This window comes from Providencia sp. wls1922, assembly GCF_009706505.1.
Lineage (GTDB): Bacteria > Pseudomonadota > Gammaproteobacteria > Enterobacterales > Enterobacteriaceae > Providencia > Providencia lanzhouensis.
In genome coordinates this window covers 1-25,452 of the sequence record NZ_WLUG01000117.1, presented here as the reverse complement: position 1 = coordinate 25,452, position 25,452 = coordinate 1, and the positions used below count along the sequence as shown (strand labels likewise).

General features: G+C 41.2%; 21 protein-coding genes and 1 pseudogene. 14 read left to right on the top strand and 8 right to left on the bottom strand.

The window, feature by feature from the left end; genetic code table 11:
- The first annotated feature begins 141 nt into the window (after positions 1 to 141).
- Positions 142 to 1,071: a UTP--glucose-1-phosphate uridylyltransferase GalU gene (gene galU, locus GKR71_RS18680; RefSeq protein WP_036956498.1), complete on the top strand. Its 930-nt coding sequence runs from the start codon at positions 142 to 144 to the stop codon at positions 1,069 to 1,071.
- Positions 1,072 to 1,441: 370 nt separating this feature from the next.
- Here galU and hns read toward each other — a convergent pair whose 3' ends face one another.
- On the bottom strand, positions 1,442 to 1,852 hold the full coding sequence (gene hns / locus GKR71_RS18675) for a histone-like nucleoid-structuring protein H-NS (RefSeq protein ID WP_006661675.1): 411 nt from the start codon (positions 1,850 to 1,852) through the stop codon (positions 1,442 to 1,444).
- Positions 1,853 to 2,377: 525 nt separating this feature from the next.
- Between hns and GKR71_RS18670 the strand changes: the two genes are divergently transcribed.
- The gene (locus GKR71_RS18670) at positions 2,378 to 3,007 is read left to right on the top strand and encodes a thymidine kinase (protein ID WP_036956500.1); all 630 of its coding nucleotides are present in this window, start codon (positions 2,378 to 2,380) and stop codon (positions 3,005 to 3,007) included.
- A gap of 441 nt (positions 3,008 to 3,448) precedes the next feature.
- Here the strand turns inward: GKR71_RS18670 and GKR71_RS18665 are convergent, their stop codons facing one another.
- Positions 3,449 to 4,150 carry a fimbrial biogenesis chaperone gene (locus GKR71_RS18665; protein ID WP_108478071.1) on the bottom strand — a complete coding sequence of 234 codons (702 nt, stop codon included), beginning with the start codon at positions 4,148 to 4,150 and terminating at the stop codon, positions 3,449 to 3,451.
- Positions 4,151 to 4,356: 206 nt separating this feature from the next.
- On the bottom strand, positions 4,357 to 7,017 hold the full coding sequence (adhE, locus tag GKR71_RS18660) for a bifunctional acetaldehyde-CoA/alcohol dehydrogenase (RefSeq protein ID WP_108478072.1): 2,661 nt from the start codon (positions 7,015 to 7,017) through the stop codon (positions 4,357 to 4,359).
- Positions 7,018 to 7,527: 510 nt separating this feature from the next.
- Between adhE and GKR71_RS18655 the strand changes: the two genes are divergently transcribed.
- From GKR71_RS18655 to GKR71_RS18620, 8 genes are all read left to right on the top strand, one after another.
- The gene (locus tag GKR71_RS18655; RefSeq protein ID WP_036956506.1) at positions 7,528 to 8,172 is read left to right on the top strand and encodes a YchE family NAAT transporter; all 645 of its coding nucleotides are present in this window, start codon (positions 7,528 to 7,530) and stop codon (positions 8,170 to 8,172) included.
- 615 nt (positions 8,173 to 8,787) lie between these two features.
- Positions 8,788 to 10,419, top strand: coding sequence for an ABC transporter substrate-binding protein (locus GKR71_RS18650; protein WP_036956508.1), 1,632 nt, complete (start codon positions 8,788 to 8,790; stop codon positions 10,417 to 10,419).
- A gap of 94 nt (positions 10,420 to 10,513) precedes the next feature.
- On the top strand, positions 10,514 to 12,154 hold the full coding sequence (gene oppA / locus GKR71_RS18645) for an oligopeptide ABC transporter substrate-binding protein OppA (protein WP_108478074.1): 1,641 nt from the start codon (positions 10,514 to 10,516) through the stop codon (positions 12,152 to 12,154).
- 66 nt (positions 12,155 to 12,220) lie between these two features.
- The gene (oppB, locus tag GKR71_RS18640) at positions 12,221 to 13,141 is read left to right on the top strand and encodes an oligopeptide ABC transporter permease OppB (RefSeq protein WP_036956512.1); all 921 of its coding nucleotides are present in this window, start codon (positions 12,221 to 12,223) and stop codon (positions 13,139 to 13,141) included.
- A gap of 15 nt (positions 13,142 to 13,156) precedes the next feature.
- On the top strand, positions 13,157 to 14,065 hold the full coding sequence (gene oppC, locus GKR71_RS18635; protein ID WP_154634682.1) for an oligopeptide ABC transporter permease OppC: 909 nt from the start codon (positions 13,157 to 13,159) through the stop codon (positions 14,063 to 14,065).
- Between the two features lie 11 nt (positions 14,066 to 14,076).
- Positions 14,077 to 15,066, top strand: coding sequence for an ABC transporter ATP-binding protein (locus GKR71_RS18630; RefSeq protein ID WP_154634681.1), 990 nt, complete (start codon positions 14,077 to 14,079; stop codon positions 15,064 to 15,066).
- On the top strand, positions 15,063 to 16,061 hold the full coding sequence (oppF, locus tag GKR71_RS18625; protein WP_154634680.1) for a murein tripeptide/oligopeptide ABC transporter ATP binding protein OppF: 999 nt from the start codon (positions 15,063 to 15,065) through the stop codon (positions 16,059 to 16,061). Before GKR71_RS18630 ends, oppF begins: the two co-directional genes overlap by 4 nt.
- 182 nt (positions 16,062 to 16,243) lie before the next feature.
- Positions 16,244 to 17,620 (top strand): SMI1/KNR4 family protein, encoded by a 1,377-nt coding sequence (locus GKR71_RS18620; protein ID WP_154634679.1) that lies wholly within the window; start codon positions 16,244 to 16,246, stop codon positions 17,618 to 17,620.
- A 47-nt stretch (positions 17,621 to 17,667) separates the two neighbouring features.
- On the opposite strand, the gene GKR71_RS18615 is transcribed toward GKR71_RS18620, so the two are convergent.
- Positions 17,668 to 18,000: an HI1450 family dsDNA-mimic protein gene (locus GKR71_RS18615; protein WP_036956522.1), complete on the bottom strand. Its 333-nt coding sequence runs from the start codon at positions 17,998 to 18,000 to the stop codon at positions 17,668 to 17,670.
- 56 nt (positions 18,001 to 18,056) lie between these two features.
- A complete protein-coding gene (gene cls / locus GKR71_RS18610) occupies positions 18,057 to 19,517 on the bottom strand; it encodes a cardiolipin synthase (RefSeq protein WP_036956524.1) in 1,461 nt (486 codons plus the stop codon).
- 281 nt (positions 19,518 to 19,798) lie between these two features.
- Here cls and GKR71_RS18605 point away from each other — a divergent pair, with 281 nt between their 5' ends.
- Positions 19,799 to 19,972 (top strand): YciY family protein, encoded by a 174-nt coding sequence (locus tag GKR71_RS18605; RefSeq protein WP_132496008.1) that lies wholly within the window; start codon positions 19,799 to 19,801, stop codon positions 19,970 to 19,972.
- A 124-nt stretch (positions 19,973 to 20,096) separates the two neighbouring features.
- Positions 20,097 to 20,834 carry a TonB family protein gene (locus GKR71_RS18600; RefSeq protein ID WP_036956526.1) on the top strand — a complete coding sequence of 246 codons (738 nt, stop codon included), beginning with the start codon at positions 20,097 to 20,099 and terminating at the stop codon, positions 20,832 to 20,834.
- Between the two features lie 63 nt (positions 20,835 to 20,897).
- Here the strand turns inward: GKR71_RS18600 and yciA are convergent, their stop codons facing one another.
- Both yciA and GKR71_RS18590 read right to left on the bottom strand, forming a co-directional pair.
- Positions 20,898 to 21,323, bottom strand: a complete 426-nt coding sequence (yciA, locus tag GKR71_RS18595) for an acyl-CoA thioester hydrolase YciA (RefSeq protein ID WP_006658727.1) — start codon at positions 21,321 to 21,323, stop codon at positions 20,898 to 20,900.
- Between the two features lie 189 nt (positions 21,324 to 21,512).
- Positions 21,513 to 22,073 carry a septation protein A gene (locus tag GKR71_RS18590; RefSeq protein ID WP_108478077.1) on the bottom strand — a complete coding sequence of 187 codons (561 nt, stop codon included), beginning with the start codon at positions 22,071 to 22,073 and terminating at the stop codon, positions 21,513 to 21,515.
- Between the two features lie 268 nt (positions 22,074 to 22,341).
- Here GKR71_RS18590 and GKR71_RS18585 point away from each other — a divergent pair, with 268 nt between their 5' ends.
- Positions 22,342 to 24,096, top strand: a complete 1,755-nt coding sequence (locus GKR71_RS18585) for a SulP family inorganic anion transporter (protein ID WP_154599227.1) — start codon at positions 22,342 to 22,344, stop codon at positions 24,094 to 24,096.
- 75 nt (positions 24,097 to 24,171) lie between these two features.
- Here the strand turns inward: GKR71_RS18585 and GKR71_RS18580 are convergent, their stop codons facing one another.
- The gene (locus tag GKR71_RS18580) at positions 24,172 to 24,927 is read right to left on the bottom strand and encodes a YciC family protein (protein ID WP_036956530.1); all 756 of its coding nucleotides are present in this window, start codon (positions 24,925 to 24,927) and stop codon (positions 24,172 to 24,174) included.
- A gap of 407 nt (positions 24,928 to 25,334) precedes the next feature.
- On the opposite strand from GKR71_RS18580, the pseudogene GKR71_RS18575 reads away from it, so the two are divergent.
- Positions 25,335 to 25,452, top strand: a pseudogene (locus GKR71_RS18575) (outer membrane protein OmpW); the annotation flags it as partial.

The following is a 25,452-nucleotide window of genomic DNA, read 5'->3' as shown; positions in this document are numbered from 1 at the left end:
ATCTAGGTTCTATTTATCCTAAACGAACCCATCTCTATTTATTCAATAATGAATCCTGATATACTGGCGCGCACTAAAAACGCGCCAGTATAGTTTATTGAAAATATAAACGGTGCTTATTAAATTTTTGGAGTTCTCGAGATGATCAAACGCAAGGTGCGTAAAGCGGTAATCCCTGTAGCAGGTTTAGGAACACGTATGCTTCCAGCGACGAAAGCAATTCCTAAAGAGATGCTACCAGTTGTTGATAAGCCTTTAATCCAATATGTGGTTAATGAGTGTATTGCTGCAGGAATTAATGAAATTGTGCTAGTGACACATTCATCTAAAAATTCTATTGAAAACCACTTTGATACCAGCTTTGAACTTGAAGCCATCTTAGAAGCGCGAGTTAAGCGCCAATTATTGGATGAAGTGAAATCCATTTGCCCAAGTCATGTGACTATCATGCAAACACGCCAAGGCATTGCTAAAGGTTTAGGTCATGCTATTTTATGTGCGAAACCATTGGTGGGTGATGAGCCTTTTGCCGTAATCCTTCCGGATGTTATTTTAGATCGCTATAGCACCGATTTAACGAAATTTAACCTCAAAGAGATGTTAGAACACTACGAAACTACTGGGGCTAGCCAAATTTTAGTCGAGCCAGTACCAGAAGACGATGTTTCTAACTACGGAATTGTGGATTGCAACGGTGTGACTTTACATCCGGGCGATAGTAAACCGATTTCCCGTATGGTTGAGAAACCGAAGCGTGATGAAGCTCCATCCAATTTATCTATTGTAGGGCGCTATGTATTATCCGAAAAGATTTGGGATGCATTAGCGAAAACAGCACCGGGTGCTGGCGATGAAATCCAATTAACGGATGCTATCGCATTAATGATGGAAAATAAGGAACCTGTTGAAGCATACCACTTATGTGGTAAAAGTCATGACTGCGGAAATAAATTAGGTTACATGAAAGCCTTTGTAGAATATGGTATGCAACACGATACACTAGGAAATGATTTTTCCGCGTGGATTAAAGAGTTAGCCGCTAATTTAGATTCATCATCGAAATCTAATTAAAATACGAATCTTTGTTGTACAGATAAAAGCTAGCCTTTATGGTTAGCTTTTTTTATGGGCATTTTATAGAAATATGTAAAAAGGAGTACTCAGATTTTAAGTGTCATTAAATGTCAGTTATATAATATAAATCGATATAACCCGTGTGGCGTGTAAATTAATTAGTGTAGTGGGCTAGGAGGAGATTAAAGAATATCACTTGATTAGATTACGTAACTTTACTTTAACGTATATTTTGTATCACTCTTTTTGATTAGAAATAGATGAGGGGGATTGAAACAGAGGAGATGATAAATGGATAATAACAAGGCTACTATAAATAAAAACACCCTTATAAAAAGGGTGTTTAGAATTTGGAAGGTTATCAATATTAGATTAAGAAATCGTCTAAAGATTTGCCTTGTTCTTCGATTGCAACTTTAATTACTGCTGGAGTACGACCTTGGCCTGTCCAAGTTTTAGTTTCGCCGTTCTCATCAACATATTTATATTTTGCTGGGCGAGCAGCACGTTTAGCGCGAGTGCTGGTGCTTTTACCAGAATCCATAGTTTGCAGAAGGTCATTTAAATCTACGCCTTGTTCTAAAATCATTTCGCGAACTTTTTCCAGTTTGCGATTACGTTCTTCAACTTCAGCGCGAGCTTGGCTTTCTTCTTCACGACGTTCGTCAACAACGACAGTTAATTTTTCCAGCATTTCTTCTAAAGATTCTAAAGTGACTTCTCGTGCTTGAGCACGAAGCGTACGGATGTTATTTAATGCTTTTAATGATTCGCTCATTTTCCTGGTCTCAATTTTATATGTTGGCATGTGTACAGTAATAATAGAGTGCTATTTTAAATTCTGCAATAGCTAAATTACTTCGGTAGTTTAAAAGTTATCTTTAACGAATGCAATTTTTTTACAAAAGAATTATAAAAATTTTCGTTGCTATAAATTGCTCTATTATCAATAACGGTACTAATGAAAAAAGGTAATTAGAAAATGTCACTAAAATTTATATTAATAGCCTAGTGATAACCATTACCTTTTGTTTGTCGATGTATCAATGGATGTCTTTAACGGAAATTTTCTTTTTTTGACAGAATAAACTTAGCAATATGTGCCAATATCTATACCAGATAAAGTTAATATCAGTTTGAGATTAATTGTCTACAACACAGATGATGTGTGATCTAAAGGAACTAATTTAACATAGTGATGGATGGAAATTCATACACTTACTTATCTACATAGGTTTAAGTTAATCTTAAAAAACCTTTATGCTAAAGTATTCGCGAATATTATTTTTTAGGGAACCGCCCAATGGCACAGCTATATTTCTATTATTCTGCGATGAATGCGGGTAAATCGACTTCATTATTACAATCTTCCTATAACTATCACGAACGTGGAATGCGTACGCTGATTTTTACCGCTGAGATCGATAACCGCTTCAGTCAAGGTAAGGTATCTTCGCGGATCGGTTTATCTGCGGATGCGTTATTATTTTCGCCTATAACGAATATGGCAAAAATTATCAAAAACGAGAATAATGCTCAAAAAGTACATTGCGTACTTATTGATGAATGCCAATTTCTGACAAAACAGCAAGTAGAGCAATTATGTGATGTCGTCGATAATTTAGACATTCCGGTACTCTGTTATGGTTTACGAACGGATTTTTCCGGAGAGTTGTTTGCAGGAAGCCAATATTTATTAGCATGGGCAGATAAACTCGTTGAGTTAAAAACCGTCTGCTACTGTGGACGTAAGGCAAATAAAGTTTTGCGGATTGGTGGTGATGGCATCCCAGTATATGAGGGGGATCAAGTGGATATCGGCGGGAATGAAAAGTATATTTCAGTTTGTCGAAAGCATTACTCAGACGCTATCAAGCAAGCTCAATTAATGAATAGCGGTGCAATTGAAAAAATACCGTTTAACTTCAAATAATCATTAATTAAGATTAATGAGTTATATAGTTTACAAATAGGAATATCAGATTATTAAGATATTTTTGTCAAATAAAGTAAATGAATTAATAAAATACTCAGCTCGCTAGTTCTTAAAAGGGATGCATAGCAGATAAAGTTTCAGCGTTCATAGAATAAAACCGGATTGAGTGAGATTTGATAAGCCTCATGTTTTTAACATGGGGCTTTCTTTTTATGGCAGTTTAATTTCACACTTTGGCACATATCATATAATCAAAAAATGCAAATTTACTCGAAACTGTAGGGCGCAATGAAATTTAGCATTTCAGCATTTAAAAACGGTCGTTGTAATGAAAACTTCAAACTATCATCAATGGCGAGTGTGATTGCAGGAAACCCCAACATCGTCAATAAAAACAAAAATAGAGAAAAGCGCACCAGTCAAATGGGGATTATTGACTTATTTACTCTTAACTGGCGGATAAATAATAATGTCAGAGAGACCACCAAAATCATTAATCATCTGCCAACTAGCTTGGGAAATATGACCTTGTAGACCAGTGATTTCAGTATCACTAAATGGCGTGAGGATCAGGCTTTTCCTACAGTTTTGCTGGTTATATTTGAGGTTTACCACCGTGAGATAATAGGGGGTAGGGTTATTAAACACCCATTGTTTTCCCTGTTTTTTTAGAGTCACTTGCTGAAATACCGCATTATTAGGCACTGCCAGTTGATGAGGGCGGTAAAAGACTTTAATCACGATATTCGTCACAAACGAGCGTTTGGCATCATTTTTCTGTTCATTAGGATGCTTTGGGGCGGGAATAGCCCGTGTATTTAAAAAGAACAGAGATTCTCTATCTACGGGTAATTCCCTTTCATTTTTTAATAATACATGAGCACTAAACTTACTATTTGCATCTAATCTGAACAGTGGTGGTGTCACAGCAAAATAAAGGGATTTGGCACCTTCAAGTTGTTCAGTTACAGAGGTCTGAATTAGATAGGGGTTCAAATCATCATTCACAATGGTAAATGTTGCATTGGATTTAGTGCTATTTAGGATTAATCGAGTTTGTTCCAAACGCAAGCCAGCACTGTAAGCGAAAAAGCTTACTATGAATAAAAGTATGTAGGTAACGCCAGCCAGTTTTTTCATATCAGCTTATTAATCCACAATAAAGGAAAAATCATTGTCGATTGGAAAGCATCAATTTGCGGATCGCATATTTTTCCAGATGGACACCTAAGATAAGTATAAAGTATTATGACGAAATAACGAGAAAGGCTCCAAAAGCGTTAGGAAAACCCTAAATCTTTTGAAGCCTTTTTTATGTATTAATGGCTAAGCCATCAACGAGTTAACTATTTTTTACTACTTTTCTTTTCAGCTTTTGGTGCTGCTGGCTCTGCACTTTTTTCAGTAAATTCACGACCGTAGTAAGAATCCAGTAACAGTTGTTTAATTTCAGATATCAGCGGATAACGTGGGTTAGCGCCAGTACATTGGTCATCAAATGCATCTTCAGACAGTTTATCTAAGTGAGCTAAGAAGTCCGCTTCGGCAACGCCGGCTTCACGGATAGACTTAGGAATGCCTAAATCCGCTTTCATCTCTTCTAACCAAGCCAGTAAGCGTTCAATCTTCGCACCAGTACGGTCGCCTGCTTTGGTTAATCCTAAGTGGTCTGCAATCTCAGCGTATTGGCGGCGTGCTTGAGGGCGGTCATATTGGCTGAATGCTGTTTGCTTAGTTGGATTATCATTTGCGTTGAAACGAATTACGTTACAAATCAATAGGGCGTTTGCTAAACCGTGTGGAATATGGAATTCCGATCCCAGTTTATGCGCCATTGAGTGACAAACCCCTAAGAAGGCGTTAGCAAAAGCAATACCGGCTAATGTTGCCGCATTATGAACGCGCTCTCTTGCTACTGGATTTTTTGCTCCTTCATGGTAGCTTGCTGGCAGATAATCTTTTAACAGGGTCAGTGCTTTGAGTGCTTGACCATCAGAGAACTCATTTGCCAGAACAGAAACATAAGATTCTAATGCGTGAGTCACTGCATCCAAACCACCAAACGCGGTTAAGGATTTAGGCATGTTCATCACGAGGTTAGCATCAACAATCGCCATATTTGGTGTTAATGCGTAGTCCGCTAATGGGTATTTTTGACCTGTTTTATCATCCGTCACAACAGCAAATGGCGTCACTTCTGAACCTGTACCTGAAGTGGTGGTGATAGCGACCAGTTTTGCTTTCACACCCATTTTTGGGAACTTGTGAATACGTTTACGGATATCCATAAAACGTAATGCTAATTCTTCAAAGTGTGTTTCTGGATGTTCGTACATCACCCACATGATTTTCGCAGCATCCATTGGGGAACCACCACCTAAAGCGATGATCACATCCGGTTGGAAGGCTTGCATTTGAGCAGCACCTTTACGCACAACGGATAATGTTGGGTCAGCTTCGACTTCAAAGAAAACATCGGTTTCAATATGGTGCTTTTTCAGAACATCGACAATTTCATCAACATAGCCATTATTAAATAAGTAGCTATCGGTCACGATAAAGACGCGTTTCGCACCATCAGTGGCTATCTCTTCTAAAGCGATTGGAAGACATCCACGGCGGAAATAGATTGAACTAGGAAGTTTATGCCACAACATATTTTCAGCTCTTTTTGCCACGGTTTTCTTATTGATTAAATGTTTTGGTCCCACGTTTTCAGAGATGGAGTTACCCCCCCAAGAACCACAACCCAAGGTTAAAGACGGCGCCAGTTTAAAGTTATACAGGTCACCGATACCGCCTTGAGACGCAGGGGTATTAATCAAAATACGCGCCGTTTTCATTTTTTCGCCAAAATAGCTGACACGGTCATGTTGGTTATCTTGGTCAGTATAGAGACAAGAGGTGTGACCGATACCGCCCATTTCCACTAACTGTTCAGCTTTCTCTACTGCATCTTCAAAGTTTTTAGCGCGATACATTGCTAAGAGTGGGGACAATTTTTCATGAGCGAATGGCTCTGACTCATCCACAAGTTTGACTTCACCAATTAAGATCTTAGTGGTTTCAGGAACGATAACGCCCGCCATTTCTGCAATTTTAAATGCAGGTTGACCCACGATAGCCGCGTTTAAGTTGCCATCTTTTAAAATGATATTTTGTACCGCTTTGAGCTCTTTACCTTGTAACAGGTAGCCGCCGTGGGTAGCGAAACGCTCACGAACTTGATCATAAACAGCATCAACCACCACTACAGATTGTTCAGATGCGCAAATTACGCCGTTATCAAATGTTTTTGACATTAAGATAGAGGCAACGGCACGTTTGATGTCTGCGGTTTCATCGATAACAACTGGCGTGTTACCCGCACCCACTCCAATCGCAGGTTTACCGGAACTGTAAGCCGCTTTCACCATGCCTGGACCACCTGTCGCTAAGATCAGGTTAATGTCAGGGTGGTGCATCAGCGCATTGGATAGCTCAACAGAAGGGGAGTCAATCCAGCCAATAATATCTTTTGGTGCGCCAGCTTCAATGGCCGCGTTCAATACAATCTCAGCAGCACGGTTAGTCGCAATTTTAGCGCGTGGGTGTGGAGAGAAAATAATAGCGTTACGGGTTTTTAAACTAATTAATGATTTAAAAATTGCGGTAGAGGTTGGGTTAGTGGTTGGAACGATACCGCAGATAATACCAATCGGCTCAGCAATGGTGATGGTACCAAAAGTTGGGTCTTCAGATAGAACACCACAGGTTTTCTCGTCTTTATATGCGTTGTAGATATACTCAGAAGCGAAGTGGTTTTTAATCACTTTATCTTCAACAATCCCCATGCCTGACTCTTCAACTGCGAGTTTTGCTAATGGAATTCGTGCATCAGCAGCAGCAAGAGCAGCGGCGCGGAAAATACGATCCACTTTCTCTTGAGAGAAGCTGGCGAATTCACGTTGAGCTTTTTTGACACGAGCAACAAGTTCATTGAGTTCAGTAACGTTTGTTACGGACATATAGATTACTCCTGATAAAGTTAAAATTTTTAAGCCAATGAGCAAAGCATCTAAAAAAAGCTGTTGTGACTAGAACATCTAAAACGACCACCCAAAACAACAGTATAGATAAACTTAATAATAATGCTTTTCGCCCATGCTAATTGGCTTATAAATCTCAGATAAATAGCTCAAAAAGTAAAAATTAACTGATTGATTACCGCGTTTATCAGTTGAGACTAGATTAACAAAAAGGGAATTTAATAAAGTGATCTAAATCACAAAGTATGCAAGCTGACTCCATTCAGCATGCTGTTTTTATGGGATTCATTGATTTGCAAAAAAATGATTAATTTATCGCTAAAAAGAGGTGAATAAATCATTCTTTTTTGGTCATTAAGATAAGTTGCAATAAATAATTCTACTAAGATGCACAAAATTGTTCTTTAACTAAGGATTTTAGCGATTTCAGTGATAAAATTAGTTCAGGTAAGCGTTTCTTGTTTAAGAATTTTATGAGGGTATTAATGGGTGAGCGCAACATTACTTGATTTATCAGGCTATATTAAATTTTTTATTGGTCTATTTGCGTTGGTAAACCCGGTTGGTATCCTGCCTGTGTTTATTAGTATGACAAACTATCAAACCGTTGCGAGCCGCAATAGAACTAATACGATAGCCAACTCATCAGTCGCAATTATTCTTTGTACATCGTTGCTGGTGGGGGACTCGATATTACAGCTGTTTGGTATTTCAATTGACTCATTCCGCATCGCGGGGGGAATTCTGATTGTCACCATCGCGCTATCGATGATCAGCGGTAAAATTGGTGAGGACAAACAGAACAAACAAGAAAAAACAGAAACCGCAGTGCGCGATAGTATTGGAGTGGTACCGTTAGCGCTTCCGTTAATGGCGGGTCCCGGTGCAATCAGTTCGTGCATTGTCTGGTCATCGCGATGGACTGGCTGGCAGAACTTTATTGGTTTAGCGTTAACCAGTATTTTGTTCGCTTTTTGCTGTTGGCTGTTGTTCCGCTCTGCGTCTTTACTGGTTCGTTACTTAGGGCAAACGGGCATCAACGTTGTCACTCGTATCATGGGGCTACTACTCATGTCATTAGGTATCGAAATCGCTGTAACGGGTGTTAAAGCCATATTTCCAGGACTTTTATAGTGAGTGTTATTTAGCCGTCTTACGAGACGGCTATTCTCATCTACCTTTCCCTTCATTCCATTATTCCTTTCGAATTCAAAATATTCACTCAAATATTTTGGCTTGTTATGTGTAATCAAACCGTCCTTTACAATCAAAATAATTCCTCTACGCGATAAATTTGAAATGTGATTATGTGTCGCACTTTTTGCAAAATCAGGCATAAAAAGTAAGGAAATGTGAGCTGCGTAAATTTATTCACTATTCTCATTAGAGATTGTTAATGATATGTTTGGATTAATGTTGATGAAAATTTTAAGAGTAACTTAAGGTTTTTTATTATCTAATTGTTTTTATTTGAGTATTTAAAGGTTGAGGAAGTGTGTTACCCCTTTTTAATAGGCTCTCCAACTTTAAATGTTAAATAAATGTAATTTTTATAACTTTTTTTTATAAGCTTTCTGAGCAAAATTGCACCGTTAAGGAAAGCTTTTGGTGATTAAATTAGAAAACAGCTTAAGAAACAGTGACTAGAGTAGTAGTAAATCAACAATGTGTAGGCGAACTAAACGTCGTTCAACATACGTTGAAACGTTAACTGTAAAACCGCAACTATGAAATGGAGAAGGCGCAACGATGAAACTTACTACCAAGCACAGTTTACTTTCCTGTCTCATTTTCTCATTAACAATTTCTGCTCAAGCTTCATCAACCCCCGATAAATCCCCATTAAATACAACATCCATAAATAAAATAGTGGTCAATAACGGTTCAGAAGTGACTTCACTCGATCCTCATAAAGTCGAAGGGGTACCTGAAGGCAATATTATTTTAAATTTATTGGAAGGGCTGGTTTACGACGATATTAATGGTGTGGCGGTTCCTGGTATGGCAACCCATTGGCAAAATGAAAATTACACCGTATGGACATTTACCTTACGCGATGATGCCAAGTGGAGTGATGGCACTCCCGTTGTTGCAGAGGATTTTGTATATAGTTGGCAGCGTTTAGCGGATCCCAAAACTGGCTCGCCTTATTCCAGTTATTTACAAAATGCTTATATCGAAAATGCAGACGCTATTTTAAAAGGTCAAAAACCTAAAGAATCGTTGGGCGTTAAAGCCCTTGATGACAAACATTTGCAAGTCACCCTAAGCCATCCCGTTCCGTATTTTATCGATATGCTTTCCCACACTTCAATGAAACCCGTTAACCGTAAAGCCATTGAAAAGTACGGCGATAAATGGACTCAACCGGGTTCCTTTGTGGGCAATGGCGCCTATGTTTTGGATGAGTGGACGGTCAACGAGCGAATTATTATCAAACGTAATCCGTTATATTGGAATGACGCAAAAACGCAGATTGATCAAGCGACATTCTTAGCGATTACCTCTGAAGTCAGTGATAACAATCGCTATCGCAGTGGGGAAATCGATATTAGTAATTCAGCTATTCCCCCAACACTATTCAAAAAGATGAAAGCGGAAAAGCCGAACGAACTGTATGTTCGTCCGTTTCTGTGTACGTTTTATTATGAAATTAATAATCAAAAAGCCCCATTCACGGATCCTCGAGTACGAGAAGCCATTAAGTTAGGTTTAGACAGAGAAACCATCACTAATAAAATTATCGATCAAGGACAGACGGTGGCTTACGGTTTTACGCCAACGTTTATCCATAATGGTAATTTTGCAGTGCCAGAATGGGCAAAGCTCACGCCAGAACAGCGTTATCAACGTGCGAAAGAGTTGCTCGCGGAGGCTGGATATAACGCCAAAAATCCGCTCAAGTTTACCTTGCTATATAACACCTCAGACCAAAATAAACAGCAGGCGATTGTAGCGGCATCCATGTGGCAGAAAAATATTGGCGCAGAGGTAACACTGCAAAACCAAGAGTGGAAAACCACACTGCAAAATCGCCATGAAGGAAATTATCAGGTTGCAAGAGCAACATGGTGTGCCGATTACAATGAACCTTCTGCATTTTTGAATTCATTACTATCAGAAAACAGCAACAATACGGCGGCCTATAAAAATAAAGCCTATGACCAACTGTTATTAGAGGCTTTAACGGCACCGGATGACCAAGCTCGTCAACAGATTTACCAACAGGCGGAAACCCTGCTGGATAAGGAATCTGCGCTAGTTCCCGTTTATTACCGTGTGAGTGCAAGGATGATCAAGCCCACAATCGGAGGATTTAAAGGTGAAGACCCTCTTGATCACATGGATATTAAGCGGTTATATATTAATTCTACTAATTAATAATTTTGTAATAAACAAAATAATTGCTTACTGACTCAGTAAGCAGATGCATCAACAACACAACCAAAACAATAGTATGGGAGTAACCAAAATAATGAGCAAATTACTGAATAAGACATTTGTTGCTTTAAGCGTTGCTGCTGGGTTAATGGCAGGGACGATGGCGACAAGTTATGGTGCAGTGGTACCAGCGGGTGTCGAACTGGCTGAAAAACAAAATATGGTTCGCAACAATGGTTCTGAACCTCAATCCCTTGATCCGCATAAAATTGAAGGTGTTCCAGAGTCGGCTTTAGCAAGAGATCTTTTTGAAGGGATTACGATTGTGGGTCCTGATGGTGAAATCTTACCTGGCTCTGCTACGAGCTGGGAAAATAAAGATTTCACCGAGTGGACGTTTAAAATTCGCGATGGCGCGAAATGGTCAAATGGTGACCCTGTCACGGCCGAAGACTTTGTTTATAGCTGGCGCAGACTCGCTGATCCTGATACCGCATCCCCATACGCGAGTTATTTGCAGTATGCACATATCAAAAATATTGATGACGTCATTGCCGGTAAGAAAAAGCCAGAAGAGCTGGGCATTAAAGCGCTGGATGATAAAACTTTAGTGATTAGTTTGAGTGAAGCCGTCCCTTATATTCCAAAATTATTGGCACACTCCTCGATGTCGCCAGTGAATAAAAAAACAATCGAAAAATATGGTGCTAAGTGGACTCAACCAGCCAATTTTGTGGGTAATGGCGCCTATAAATTAAAAGATTGGACAGTTAACGAACGTATTGTTTTAGAACGTAGCCCAACTTATTGGGATAACGCAAACACCGTGATTGACCAAGTGACTTTCCTACCTATCTCCTCTGAAGTCACGGATGTTAACCGTTACCGCAGTGGTGAAATTGATATGACCTATAGCAATTTACCGATCGAACAATTTAAGTCACTACAAGAAAATATGCCAAAAGAGCTGCGTGTAAATCCGTATCTCTGTATCTATTATTACGAAATTAATAACGAAAAACCGCCGTTTAATGACCCGCGTGTTCGTGAAGCATTAAAACTTTCAATGGACAGAGATGTCATCACTTACAAAGTGAAAGCGCAAGGTGATATTCCGGCTTATGGCTTCACACCACCGTTTACTAGCGGCATGAAGACAGAAAAACCAGATTGGTATGCCAATATGACCCAAGAGCAGCGTAATGAAAAAGCCAAACAGTTGCTGGAAGAAGCGGGTTACAACAAATCAAATCCACTGAAATTCAATTTACTGTATAACACGTCAGATTTACATAAACGTATCGCGATCGCTGCATCATCCATGTGGAAGAAAAACATTGGCGCTGACGTGAAACTGGAAAACCAAGAGTGGAAAACCTTCTTAGATAGTCGTCACCAAGGTAACTATGATGTGGCGCGTGCGGGCTGGTGTGCGGATTATAACGAACCGTCATCCTTCTTAAACATGCTGCTTTCTTATAGCAGTAACAATACCGTGCATTATAAAAACAAAGATTTCGATGCCATCATGAAGAAAACACTTCAGGTGAAAACGGACGAAGAGCGTGCTGAGTTGTACCAACAAGCCGAAAAGCTCTTAGATAAAGACTCTGGTATCGTGCCTCTCTACTACTATGTGAACACCCGCTTAGTGAAGCCATACGTGGGTGGATATACGGGTAAAGATCCATTAGATAATTTACATACTAAAGATCTGTATATCATCAAGCACTAATCACAACAGGCTGGCTCCTTGAGGGCCAGCCATTAGCCTTAATGGCAATAGAAGTAGGAAAGGGCAATGTTTAAATTTATTTTGCGTCGTTTGCTTGAAGCAATTCCGACTTTATTTATTCTTATTACCATCTCATTTTTTATGATGAGACTCGCACCGGGCAGCCCGTTTACTGGTGAACGTAAGCTTCCACCCGAAGTCATGGCTAACATTGAGGCGAAATATCACCTTAATGACCCAATGTATAAGCAGTATTTCAGCTACTTATTCCAACTTTCTCAAGGGGATTTCGGTCCTTCTTTCAAATATAAAGACTATAGCGTCAACGATTTAGTTGCGAAAGCCTTTCCCGTGTCTGCAAAATTAGGCGCAACAGCCTTTGTGGTTGCCGTGTTATTTGGTGTTACTGCGGGGGTGATTGCCGCATTAAATCAAAATACCAAATGGGACTTTACAGTCATGGGATTTGCCATGACGGGGGTTGTCATCCCAAGCTTTGTTGTGGCACCACTTTTGGTGCTGATTTTTGCCATTCACTTGAAATGGCTCCCCGGTGGAGGTTGGGATGGTGGTAACGTCACGCACATGATTTTACCGATGGTGGCACTCTCTTTGGCGTATATCGCCAGTATTTCGCGTATTACCCGTGGTTCGATGATTGAGATCATGCACTCAAACTTTATTCGTACTGCGCGCGCAAAAGGATTACCGCTGCGTACCATTATTTTCCGCCATGCGTTAAAACCTGCATTACTGCCAGTGCTTTCATATATGGGACCTGCATTCGTGGGGATCATCACGGGTTCCATGGTGATTGAGACCATTTTCGGCTTACCGGGAATTGGACAGTTGTTCGTCAATGGCGCATTAAACCGTGATTACTCGTTAGTGCTTAGCTTAACGATTTTAGTTGGGGTATTGACCATTGCCTTTAATGCTATCGTCGATGTGCTGTACGCCGTCATCGACCCGAAAATTCGTTACTAAGACCGGGGAAACACTATGTTACTAAACAACAAAAATAGTGAAGCTCTGGAAAACTTTTCTGAGCAATTAGATATTGAAGGGCGCAGCCTTTGGCAAGATGCAAGACGACGCTTTATGCATAACCGTGCGGCGATTGTCAGCCTGTGTGTGCTGTTTTGTATTACGATGTTTGTGATTTTTGCCCCGATGTTATCGCCATTTTTATATGACGATACCGACTGGGAAATGATGTCAACGCCACCTGATTGGGCGACCGGACATTATTTTGGTACCGATGCTTCTGGGCGCGATTTACTTGTGCGTGTGGCAATTGGTGGACGAATTTCCTTAATGGTTGGCGTTGCGGCAGCATTAGTCGCGGTGGTGGTCGGAACCTTATATGGCTCACTGGCAGGTTATGTGGGCGGTAAAGTTGACTCTATCATGATGCGCTTACTGGAGATTTTAAACTCCTTCCCGTTCATGTTTTTCGTTATTTTGTTAGTGACTTTATTCGGTACCAACATCCTGCTGATATTTGTCGCCATTGGGGTGGTGTCATGGCTGGATATGGCGCGTATCGTGCGTGGACAAACATTAGGATTAAAACGCAAAGAGTTTATTGAAGCGGCATTAGTTTGTGGTGTCAGCACGCGTCACATTATCTTGCGTCATATCGTCCCTAACGTACTGGGGGTGGTGGTGGTTTACGCATCATTATTAGTCCCAAGTATGATTCTGTTTGAATCATTTTTAAGCTTCCTTGGCTTAGGAACTCAAGAGCCGCTCAGTAGCTGGGGTGCTTTACTCAGTGATGGCGCTAACTCTATGGAAGTCACACCGTGGTTACTGCTGATCCCCGCAGGATTCTTAGTTATCACGCTGTTTTGTTTCAACTTTATCGGCGATGGCTTACGTGATGCCCTCGACCCGAAAGATCGCTAAGGGGCTAATTTATGGAACATTCAACACGCAAAAGCCCTTTATTATCAGTGCAGGATTTAAACGTCACATTTGCTACCCAAGATGGGAATGTGACCGCGGTGAATAAACTCAATTTTGAATTGAGTGCAGGGGAAACACTGGGAATTGTGGGGGAATCCGGTTCGGGTAAATCCCAAACTGCTTTTGCTTTGATGGGGTTACTGGCAAAAAATGGTCGTGTAGGTGGCTCTGCCATGTTTAATGGACGTGAGATTTTAAACCTCAAGGAGAAAGAGCTTAACCGCATGCGTGCGGAAGAGATCTCCATGATTTTCCAAGACCCTATGACTTCCCTCAACCCATACCTGAAAATCGGTACGCAGTTATCTGAAGTGTTGATGCTGCACAAAGGGATGAGCAAGAAAGAGGCTTTTGAAGAATCTGTGCGTATGCTGGATGCGGTAAAAATGCCGGAAGCCCGTAAACGTATGAATATGTATCCGCATGAGTTTTCTGGTGGTATGCGCCAGCGTGTGATGATTGCGATGGCGCTACTGTGCCAACCAAAATTGCTGATCGCCGATGAACCGACAACCGCATTGGACGTCACGGTACAAGCGCAGATCATGACCTTGCTGAATGAACTGAAGCAGGAATTTGATACCGCGATCATCTTAATTACCCATGACTTAGGGGTTGTCGCCGGTGTGTGTGACAAGGTACTCGTGATGTACGCGGGGCGTACGATGGAGTATGGCAGCGCACGAGATATTTTCTATCAGCCATCTCATCCGTATTCTCTGGGTTTATTAGCAGCAGTGCCACGCTTAGATGGTGATGACGATAACTTAGCCACGATTCCAGGCAATCCGCCAAACTTGTTACGCTTACCAAAAGGGTGTCCGTTCTCGCCGCGTTGCCAATATGCAAACCAGCACTGTGTAGAGCAAGAGCCTCAATTATCCAGTTTTGCACAATCTCGTTTACGTGCCTGCTTTAAGCCTGTGGAGGAATTAGTATGAGCCAAGAAAATAGGCAGGTGCTGCTGGAAGTCAATGACTTAAAAGTGCATTTTTCCATTAGAGATAAACAACAATGGTTCTGGCAGCCGGATAAAAGTTTAAAAGCCGTCGATGGAGTGACACTGCGTTTATACGAAGGGGAAACCTTGGGCGTGGTGGGGGAATCTGGCTGTGGTAAATCCACATTTGCGCGTGCATTAATTGGTTTGGTTAAATCCACTAGCGGCACGGTGACATGGTTAGGACAAAACTTGCTCACCATGAACGACAAGCAGTGGCGTAATGTGCGTAGCGATATCCAAATGATTTTCCAAGATCCACTGGCATCCTTAAACCCACGGATGACGATTGGAGATATTATCGCGGAGCCACTAAAAACTTATCATCCGAAGATGCCACAAAAAGAAGTTACTGAAAAAGTAAAGAAAATGATGATGCGAGTTGGCTTATTGCCGAACCTGATCAATCGTTATCCTCATGAATTCTCTGGTGGTCAATGTCAGCGCATTGGGATTGCACGGGCGCTGATTTTAGAGCCGAAATTGGTGATTTGTGATGAGCTTGTGTCTGCACTGGATGTCTCCATTCAAGCGCAAGTGGTGAACTTACTGCAAGAACTTCAGCGGGAAATGAAACTTTCCTTAATCTTTATTGCCCACGATCTTGCGGTGGTAAAACACATTTCTGACCGCGTATTAGTGATGTATTTAGGACATGCAGTGGAGCTGGGGACTTATGATGAAGTGTATAACAACCCGCTGCACCCTTATACGCGCGCATTGATGTCTGCGGTGCCAGTACCGGATCCAGATAAGGAAAAAAATAAGCAAATTGAGCTTCTTGAAGGGGAATTGCCATCGCCCATTAATCCGCCTTCAGGCTGTGTATTCAGAACACGCTGCCCAAGTGCTGATGCAGAATGCGCCAAAACCCGCCCATTACTCGAAGGAAGTTTCAAGCACGCAGTATCTTGTTTGAAAATTGATCCACTGTAATTGGTAAGATTTGCGTTTTATTGTTGTATTAAGGCTCCCTTTATCATTTATAAAGCGGAGCCTTTTTTATGCGAAACAATTTTCAGAGAATTCAACCCCAATTGCTACTTAAAATAATCAGTTAGCTATGATATTAAAGGCTAAAAATAAATAATTAAAACTTGATAGGACAGTAACCATTAATGAGTGACCACTTGCAGCAGATCCATCAAATACATCAGACATGGCAAGCCATCAACCAGCGTTATGCGGATGACCAAATTCAACGTATACAACAAAAACTCCCCCTTGCTAAGCAAATGGACAGCGATGAAGAGTTGTTCGGAGCGGACAGCCACCATTATCAGCTCAACCCACCTTTGGATATGGCACAGATAGCGCAGTGGCAGCGCCGAATTGGGGTGAATTTACCCCAAGAATATGTGCAGTTTATGACGCAATTGGGCGATGGTGGCGCAGGTCCTTATTACGGCGTAGAACGTTTTGAAGACAGCGAAAATCGTTATGATTCGGTGGCATTACCTTGCGTGCTTAGCCCAACCATGAGCGATAAAGAGTGGCAAACACTCAGCCACTTAGCGGAAGATTGCAGTGATGAAGAGTACGACTCACGGGAAAGCTTGCTTCACCAAGGGTTGTTTTACCTTGGGACTTGCGGCTGTACATATGACATTCTGCTGGTGGTGACGGGAAAACATGCTGGGCGACTGGTTTATACCCACGAATGGTGTGACTCACCAACACCGTATCAGTTTGCTTATGAAAGCCACTTTTTGGATTGGTATGAGCGCTGGCTGGATGAAATTATTCAGCAATACGATACAGGCTGGTTTGGGCATCGAATGGGCGGCAATGAAACTGCGTTATTCAACCTATTTCATCATGACGATAATGAAAAGACGAAGCTGGCAGCACTAGAAGGACTGAAAAAGTTACCGTCATTATCGGAAAAGGGCATTGAGCAACTCACTCGTATATTAGATAACGAAACACTCAACGTTTACCATGTGAAGGCGTTGGAAGTATTAGCAAAATACTCCGTTGATGCTTCATCGGACTATTTAGCCCAAACGCTTGAAAGCCAAAATTCAGTGCAAATCAATCGTGGATTGCAGCTGATTTATTGGTATCAAAAATCCGATTTAGCAAAGTTTCAATCGGCTATTTTAGCCAAATTAGCACAGTGCGAACACGCAGACACGGTGAGCTTTGCAGGATATATCCTCAAGGACTTGCAAGCGGTCAAAGTGGAAGATTTCCAACACTTATTTAATCATGCGGATGGTCAGATTGCCGTCAGTGCGTTATATGCGGCTTCCCATGATGTAAATTTTAGCCAAAAGGTCACTAATTACTTTGAATATATGATTGCGGATAAGAGTGAAGTTGCATTAACCGCGATCCAAGCTGTCGCGCGTTCCCCTGAGTTTGTCGACGGGGTGGAACCGTATATTGTGGCGGCGTGGGAAAAATACCCATTAGATAAGGGTGACTATATTCGCAATAATCTAAGTCACTATATTAAAAAGCATCATTTACAGTTGGATTTAGCAGAATAAAGTTTAATAAAAGATGGGGGAATATTTCCCCCATCTTTTATTTTGGATTACTGTTTCCATTCGATATGTTGGAAAGGGTGCTTAGGGTTACGGCTGATAAGAATTCGTGCAAAGATATCGTCAATTTCATCCTCTGGGCTTTTAGCAAGCCCGATCACCACTTCACTCATTTGCGCTAAAGGTAATCCTTGGGTGGCAAGAATATGCCAATCTTGACTAAATGGTACAATTTCAGCCGCGCCACACTCTTCGAACTGTAACGCGAAAATCACTTGGTCGGCAGGCTCTAAGTTATCCATCGCACCTTCAAGGAAAAGGTCATAGGCAATTTCAATGATTTCATCTTCATCGATTAAGTTAATACTTGGGTTCTGGCTCATGACGTTTTCCTAACGGTTAAGCAATGGTGATAATAGCTATTTGATCACAGCTATTATCATAATAATGGGCTAAAGAAATAGCACAGACGCTCAATCACACGATTCCAGAACGGGCGTTGTTCCCATTCTTCAATATCTAAACGTGTAGAGCGAGCCATATAATCATACTGAACCAGCGTCAGATCGCTACCAAAACTTTTATCGTCTATCACGACTGTGATTTCAAAGTTCAGCCATAAACTGCGCATATCTAAGTTCACTGAACCGACTAAGCTTAATTCCCCATCAACACAGACACTCTTGGTGTGCAGTAATCCATCTTCAAACTGATAGATTTTTACGCCAGCTTCTAGTAATTCCGTGTAAAAAGAGCGGCTGGCCCAGCGAACCAAGAAAGAATCATTATGGCGTGGCATGATGATACTGACATCAACGCCGCGCATCGCTGCGGTACAAATTGCATGCAGTAAATCATCACTTGGGACAAAGTATGGGGTAGTCATGATCAGCTGCTTACGAGCTGAGAACATCGCCGTCATTAATGATTGCTGAATAAGTTCTTCAGGGAACCCAGGACCTGATGCAATCATTTGGGTGGTATGTCCGTTATCTTGCTCGAACGGCATGATATTGCTATCTGGTGGTGGCGGTAAAATGCGTTGTCCGGTTTCCATCTCCCAGTCAAAGGCGTAAACAATCCCTAATGTGGTACTCACAGGGCCTTCCATACGGACTAAAATATCTACCCACTCACCGACCCCCGCATCTTGTTTAAAGTAGCGAGGATCCACCATGTTCATACTGCCGGTGTAAGAAATATAGTTATCAATCACAACGATTTTGCGATGCTGACGTAAATCCATACGGCGCAGGAAAAAACGCATTAGGTTTACTTTCAGAGATTCAACAAATTCAATCCCTGCGGCACGCATTTTATCGGGATAATCACTGCGGAAAAAATGCCAGCTTCCTGCGGAGTCCACCATAATGCGGCATTTAACACCACGTTTTGCCGCATTGAGAAGGGCTTCGGTGACTTCATCGACAAGCCCACCTGGCTGCCAAATATAGAACACCATCTCGATAGAGTTCTTGGCATTATTAATATCATTGGCAATGGCTTTTAGTGAGTCTTCGCTGGTGGTCAGTAATTGAATACGGTTGCCTTTGACGCCTGCAATGCCTTGGCGTTTCTCACACAGTTGGAATAATGGCTCCGCAACGGGGCTGTTATCATTAGCAAAAATATGTTTGGAGAGACGTAGATTTTCCAGCCAAGTGGCAACCGATGGCCACATTTGATGGGCTTTATCGATACGACGTCGACCTAAATGGAGTTCACCAAATGCGGCATACGCGATGATCCCCACCAGAGGCAGGATATAAATGATCAGTAACCATGTCATCGCCGAAGTGACGGGGCGACGTGTGACGAGGATACGAACAGTAACCCCAGCAACAATTAACCAATACAGGAAAAACAGTAACCAACTCATTAAGGTGTAGACGGTTGCCATAATGGATAACAAGCCTCACTGACAGAGAGAAAAAGAGTCGAAAAAAGAAAATATGTCTTATTAAATATAGACTAAGAATAAACATACCAGAATTTAGTAAAAGTTCTGAATAAAAACTGAGTTAAATAGATAAAAGTGCAATTAATGACAAATTCAATAAATCTACCTCTCTTTTACGGGGTAAATTTCATCAACACTTTGATAACTTCCACTTGGTTCTCGTGAGCAAAGGCATATAATATTTCGCTGTTACGAACATACACCTGATAAGGATTAAAAAGATGAGACGCAGTAGGCAAGAAGTGGGTCGCTGGAGAATGCTAAGACAAGTCGTTCGCCGCCGTCGCCGTTGGTTAGAAAGACACTCTCGCCGCAATATGCACATTTATTCGCTCCGCAAAATGGACATCTATAAACGCCGTCATTCCCTGTTATTTACACAGTGGATTGAGTAAGGGTATTCACGTTTATACTCACATTTTTAACTTTGTTCGCTAAACCTTATTGAATATGATTGCTATTTGCATTTAAACTATTAGCCATATTCAATAAGTAAACGGTGTAGGGTAAAAATTGCATATGCGTGGTATCAGACTGTTAGTGATCATTGCTGTTTCATTATCAATTCATGCGGGCTTGGCAATGGCGTGGATTTTTAATCAACCGAAATTTCCTCAACCTGAGGAGCCAATCTCGATAGCAATGCTTTCTTTTGCTGAACCAGCAGCCACTCCACCAGCTGAAACACAGGCAGAGCCAGAGCCTGTGGTTGAACCTGAACCTATCATTGAACCCGAGCCTATTGTTGAACCAGCGATAGTCTTACCGCAGAAAAAACCAGAAGTAAAAAAGAAACCTGAACCGAAAAAAGAACCTAAAAAAGAGCCGAAAAAAGTACAGGAGCCAGTTAAACCTGTTGAAAAACAACTGGCGATGAACAAAACGCCATCCACAAATACAGATACTACGCCAAAAGAAGTCACCAACACGCGCGGAACTGATACTAACGTCAAAAATAATGCAACAGCATCTAACCAATCCACTGGTCAGCGTGGTCCAAAAGCATTAAGTAAACAAGCGCCTGAATATCCAGACCGCGCTCGTCGCTTAGGAAAAAATGGTTATGTGAAAGTACGTTATGACATCGATGAAGATGGGCGAGTGCAAAATATTGAGTTTGTTGAAGCTTCACCTAAAGGGATGTTTGAGCGCGATGTGAAGCGTGCAATGAACCGTTGGAAATATGAAAAGCTACCAGCGAAAGGTTATACCACTGAAATTTACTTCAAAGTAGATGGCACAGTAAGCCAAGCTTAAATGCTAGGAAATATCGGGATCAAAAAAGGGCGCTTATGAAGCGCCCTTACTGTATATGAATGATTAAGCTTGAGGCTGCGAACTTTCTAATTCGAAGTGTTGCTTATCTTCAGGTAATGCACGAGGCGTATTGTCATCATTGACCGCCACATAAGTAAATACCGCGTCAGTAGCTTGATAACGCTGACCTACAGGATGGGTTGCCACTTTTTTCACCCACACTTCAATATTGATAGTGACGGAGCTTTTCCCTGTTTTTAAGCAGCGAGCATAACAACAAACAACATCACCAACAGCAACTGGTTTTTGAAATTTTATGCCATTGACTGCCACTGTTACTACGCGACCCAGAGCAATTTCTTTTGCTAAAATCGCGCCGCCAATATCCATTTGAGACATTAGCCAGCCACCAAAAATATCGCCATTCGCATTGGTATCTGAAGGCATTGCCAAAGTACGTAAAACGAGTTCACCGTTAGGTAATTGCATATCAAACTCTTTATTAAAAGGAATTAAACACTATGATTTTGTTGCTCATTTATAGCAAACAAACATAAGTATAGTAAACCGCTAGAGTACATCCAGTCACAGATAATTGTAACAAATCACTGTGATAGGCATAAAAAAGCTGCGAAAGTGCGCAGCTTATTTATCATCATAATATTTCGAAGAAATAAATTACTCTTTTGGCTTTTCCGCCTGAGGTTCTTTAGTCATGTGTTTGAAAATATATACCACGCTAAGGATCGTGAAAATTAAGGTGCCAGCCGTCAATCCAAACACTTTAAAGTTGACCCAAACACTCTCAGCCATCCAATATGCCACGTAAATATTAATAACAGCGCAAGCAATAAAGAAAATACCCCAAGCGGTATTTAATTTTAACCAATAGCTATCCGCTAATTTAATTTCTTGATTGCTACCCAGCATTCTTTGGATGAGCGGTTTTTCTGTAAACCATTGGCTCGCAAATAGAGCAATACCAAACAGAGCATAAATAATGGTGACTTTCCATTTGATAAAGTCAGCGCTGTGAAATAACACCGTTAACCCTGCAAATACCATCACAATCGCACAGGTGATTTTTGCCACTCTTTCCACTTTTTTATAAATGAAGTAAGTGACCAGTAAGGAAATTGGGGTGGTTATCAGTAATGACTGACTAGCAACATAAATGTCGTATTGCTTATAAAAGAGAAAAAAGATAACCAAAGGAATAAAATCAATAAGTTGTTTCATAACAGTGGATTCAGATCCTTAACGTGAATATAGTCAGCTTAAATATAGTCAATTCAAACGGAGTCAACTTAAACATAGTGGCGTAGTTTAACTGATTTTGCGCAGATTGTTAAAAGTTTGCTCTTTTTTACCAAGAGTTAAGCCTGCAAACCAATCAAATTTGCACTATTTTACCCTTATTTGACTTAGTCCTAGATAAACTTTAATAGTTCGGATATAAATAGTCTACACAAGAAATTAACTGATTAATTTTTAGAGATTTTTTCCCATGATAAAGGCGCGATTATTTAATCTGATGCCCGGTTTACAAACCTTTAGCCAATATCAGTTGGCGAACTTGGGACCGGATGTGAAAGCGGGGTTGTCGGTCGCCGCCGTGGCGCTGCCTGTGGCAATTGCTTATGCTGAACTCATGGGGATCAATGCCATTGTCGGGCTATATGCTTGTATTTTACCAATGCTGATGTATGCATTGTTTGGAACCTCTAAACAATTAATCATTGGACCGGATGCGGCAACTTGTGCGGTGATCGCCGCTGCCGTTGCGCCCTTGGCGATGGGGGATGAGAATACCCGTTGGCAATTAATTATTGTAATGAGTTTAATGACGGGAATATGGTGCTTGATTGCGGCACGTTTTCGTCTGGGGATGTTTGCGGATTTTTTATCAGGGCCGATTTTACAAGGGTTATTAAATGGGGTCGCACTAACTATTATTGTCAGTCAACTAGGTAAAATTTTCGGTATTGATTCCCTTCCTTCCGGGTTTATTGAGCGTTTAGTGGCATTACCGCTTGCGCTACCTGAAACCCATATTCCGACATTAGCGGTGGCGGTGTTAACACTTACTGTGACGATGGTTATCAAACGGATACGCAGTAAGTGGCCATCACTGTTAATTGCGATGGTCTTGGCAACGAGCGCCAGCATTGTTTTCAATCTTGAGCAATATGGCATTAGTACCGTCGGTAATCTTGGTAATGGGTTACCCTCGATAGCGGCTCCTGATTTTAACCCCGGCTTATTGCGGGATTTGGTGACGCCATCCTTAAACTTGGCAGTCATCAGCTTTGTGAGCTTTATGATGACGGCGCGGAGCTTTGCTAGCAAAAATGGTTATACCGTGGATGCTGATCAAGAGCTACGAGCCTTAGGCATGGCGAATATCGCTTCTGCATTATCTCAAGGGTTTGCTGTGAGTGCGGCCAGTAGCCGAACTGCTGTGAACGATATGATGGGCGGTAAAACACAGATGGTATCGGTCATTGCTGCGCTCACTATTTTGGTGGTATTGCTATTTTCAATAGATCTGCTGGGTTATATTCCGATGCCCGCATTAGGTATGGTGCTGGTGGTCTCAACATTTTCACTGATCAGCTTTCGCAGCATTTATGCCATGCGTAAACGTAACCGACAAGCTTTTTTCTTATGCGTTTTTACTTTATGTGCGGTGTTAGTGGTCGGCTTGATCAGCGGAGTGGGCTTTGCCGTGTTGTTAGGTTTGCTGCAATTTTTGCGGGTGATATTCCGCCCGACAGATCAGTTATTGGGTGTTGACGAGCAGGGTATGTTGCACTCAATGAACCCGGATAATGATATTCAGGCGGTTGAAGGCGTGCTGATTTATCGTTTTAACTCACCGCTGACCTATTTCAATGTGAACTATTTTAAAGATCGTTTAAATAAGCATATAGATAGCGAACGTAAACGTCCGGCGTGGGTCATTGTCGATGCAGCGGTCAGCTTTACCCATAACGATGTGAGTGTATTTTCGGCACTTAACGAGCTCGTGACGTCATTAAAAGCGAAAGGGGTCACGCTGGTGCTAGCAGGACGACGGACATCTCTAAACCGTTGGTTATCACAAAATAAAATTAGTCGTTCTGATGATGATTTACTGGTGGTGCCAGATATCTATTTCGCTATCCGCTTGATCCAGAGTAAGCAGCATATTCAGCAAAAAAGTGTTGAAGAACGCAAGGAGAGCGAGGAAGGAACCGTCAATAGTAAGTTGTCAGAGTAATGGTATGATAGGATGAAAAACAAAAGGGCGTCACTTTGAAGAGACGCCCTTTTTGATCATTAAATCTGTTTCTATTTATGCGTTTTTGCTGCTCAGCATATATAAACGGAAAAAGTAAATTAAGGCAAAAGCGGCAATCATGTTGTTGATCAGGAATGAAATACCATTGACCACAATGTGATTTAGTTGCAGGCTGCTTAACAGCATGCTGACTAACATTTGCGTTGCCATCCAAATTAAAATCATTGGGGCAGCGATACGCCAATTGGCAAATGCCAACTTCCAGCTTTTGCCCATGGCATTAAACGGATTCACTTTTTCATTCATTAAAATGGCAGGGGCAAGAGAAAAGCCAATCGCCAAAATCAGACCAGGAAGTACCATCAAGGTGATACCAAGCTGAATTAATAGGGAACAGATAATCAGCAGCAGGAACATCGCAGGGGCTTTAGGTAATGATGAAACTAATGCCTGAGTCCCGTTCACGGCTTCACCGCGAGATAAATTGGCGATATAAGAGAGCACGCCGCACATCAGGACCAAGCTTCCCAATGCTACGGATAAAATCAAGCCCATAGACACACGTAGAATGCTGTTTTTCTCATCTTCAGGTAAGTTCAGTACCCAATTCTGTAACCCAGCATTGCCCGCATCAAGTAGCTGGTTCTGCGCTTCAAGTAACACGCCAATCATCCGTTCATTAGGAATTAACATTGCGTAGACAATCACGCTGATTGCGGTGGCGATTAACACAATGGTGAAGAGGCCATTCAACTGGTTTTTAAAAAAGTTGATGCTGTCACGAAAGAGTGAGTTGGCCGAAATGGACATGTAACTGCTCCTATCTACAAACGGAATAAAAATTTGACGGTGATTGTAACTGAGTATCGGACGTATAGGTAGAGAAAGATAAGAAAAGTCTGGGAGTTAGCCTAAATAAGTGTGCTACACCATAAATGAGTGTATCACTATTAATAAAGAATAATCTTAAAGGTGTATTTTAAATATATATTTAAATCGTGATTTAATTAGCCATTAATATAAAATCATTTTTTATTTTAATAGTTATTTCATGAAAATTGATTCAAATCAAAATAGAAAAAACCAGTAATGGAATAATAAACTCAGCTTTATTAAGAAATATATAAATTAGCAAAAGATGTGATCTTGATTTGAATATTAAATTTAAGAATAGGCTATATTTTTGCTAAATAATAAACATAGGAATGGGATTGACAATGAAAAAACTCACTGCGCTTGTATTGGCTGCTGCAACTTTAGCTCCAGCGGCTTCATTTGCTCATGAAGCTGGCGACTTTTTATTCCGTGCAGGTACAGCTACTGTAAGACCAAATG

Bases quoted from the DNA above. Each gene is read 5' to 3' on its own strand.
- galU (WP_036956498.1), top strand. From the start codon at position 142: ATGATCAAACGCAAGGTGCGTAAAGCGGTAATCCCTGTAGCAGGTTTA.
- hns (WP_006661675.1), bottom strand. From the start codon at position 1,852: ATGAGCGAATCATTAAAAGCATTAAATAACATCCGTACGCTTCGTGCT.
- GKR71_RS18670 (WP_036956500.1), top strand. From the start codon at position 2,378: ATGGCACAGCTATATTTCTATTATTCTGCGATGAATGCGGGTAAATCG.
- GKR71_RS18665 (WP_108478071.1), bottom strand. From the start codon at position 4,150: ATGAAAAAACTGGCTGGCGTTACCTACATACTTTTATTCATAGTAAGC.
- adhE (WP_108478072.1), bottom strand. From the start codon at position 7,017: ATGTCCGTAACAAACGTTACTGAACTCAATGAACTTGTTGCTCGTGTC.
- GKR71_RS18650 (WP_036956508.1), top strand. From the start codon at position 8,788: ATGAAACTTACTACCAAGCACAGTTTACTTTCCTGTCTCATTTTCTCA.
- oppA (WP_108478074.1), top strand. From the start codon at position 10,514: ATGAGCAAATTACTGAATAAGACATTTGTTGCTTTAAGCGTTGCTGCT.
- oppB (WP_036956512.1), top strand. From the start codon at position 12,221: ATGTTTAAATTTATTTTGCGTCGTTTGCTTGAAGCAATTCCGACTTTA.
- oppC (WP_154634682.1), top strand. From the start codon at position 13,157: ATGTTACTAAACAACAAAAATAGTGAAGCTCTGGAAAACTTTTCTGAG.
- GKR71_RS18630 (WP_154634681.1), top strand. From the start codon at position 14,077: ATGGAACATTCAACACGCAAAAGCCCTTTATTATCAGTGCAGGATTTA.
- oppF (WP_154634680.1), top strand. From the start codon at position 15,063: ATGAGCCAAGAAAATAGGCAGGTGCTGCTGGAAGTCAATGACTTAAAA.
- GKR71_RS18620 (WP_154634679.1), top strand. From the start codon at position 16,244: ATGAGTGACCACTTGCAGCAGATCCATCAAATACATCAGACATGGCAA.
- GKR71_RS18615 (WP_036956522.1), bottom strand. From the start codon at position 18,000: ATGAGCCAGAACCCAAGTATTAACTTAATCGATGAAGATGAAATCATT.
- cls (WP_036956524.1), bottom strand. From the start codon at position 19,517: ATGGCAACCGTCTACACCTTAATGAGTTGGTTACTGTTTTTCCTGTAT.
- GKR71_RS18605 (WP_132496008.1), top strand. From the start codon at position 19,799: ATGAGACGCAGTAGGCAAGAAGTGGGTCGCTGGAGAATGCTAAGACAA.
- GKR71_RS18600 (WP_036956526.1), top strand. From the start codon at position 20,097: ATGCGTGGTATCAGACTGTTAGTGATCATTGCTGTTTCATTATCAATT.
- yciA (WP_006658727.1), bottom strand. From the start codon at position 21,323: ATGCAATTACCTAACGGTGAACTCGTTTTACGTACTTTGGCAATGCCT.
- GKR71_RS18590 (WP_108478077.1), bottom strand. From the start codon at position 22,073: ATGAAACAACTTATTGATTTTATTCCTTTGGTTATCTTTTTTCTCTTT.
- GKR71_RS18585 (WP_154599227.1), top strand. From the start codon at position 22,342: ATGATAAAGGCGCGATTATTTAATCTGATGCCCGGTTTACAAACCTTT.
- GKR71_RS18580 (WP_036956530.1), bottom strand. From the start codon at position 24,927: ATGTCCATTTCGGCCAACTCACTCTTTCGTGACAGCATCAACTTTTTT.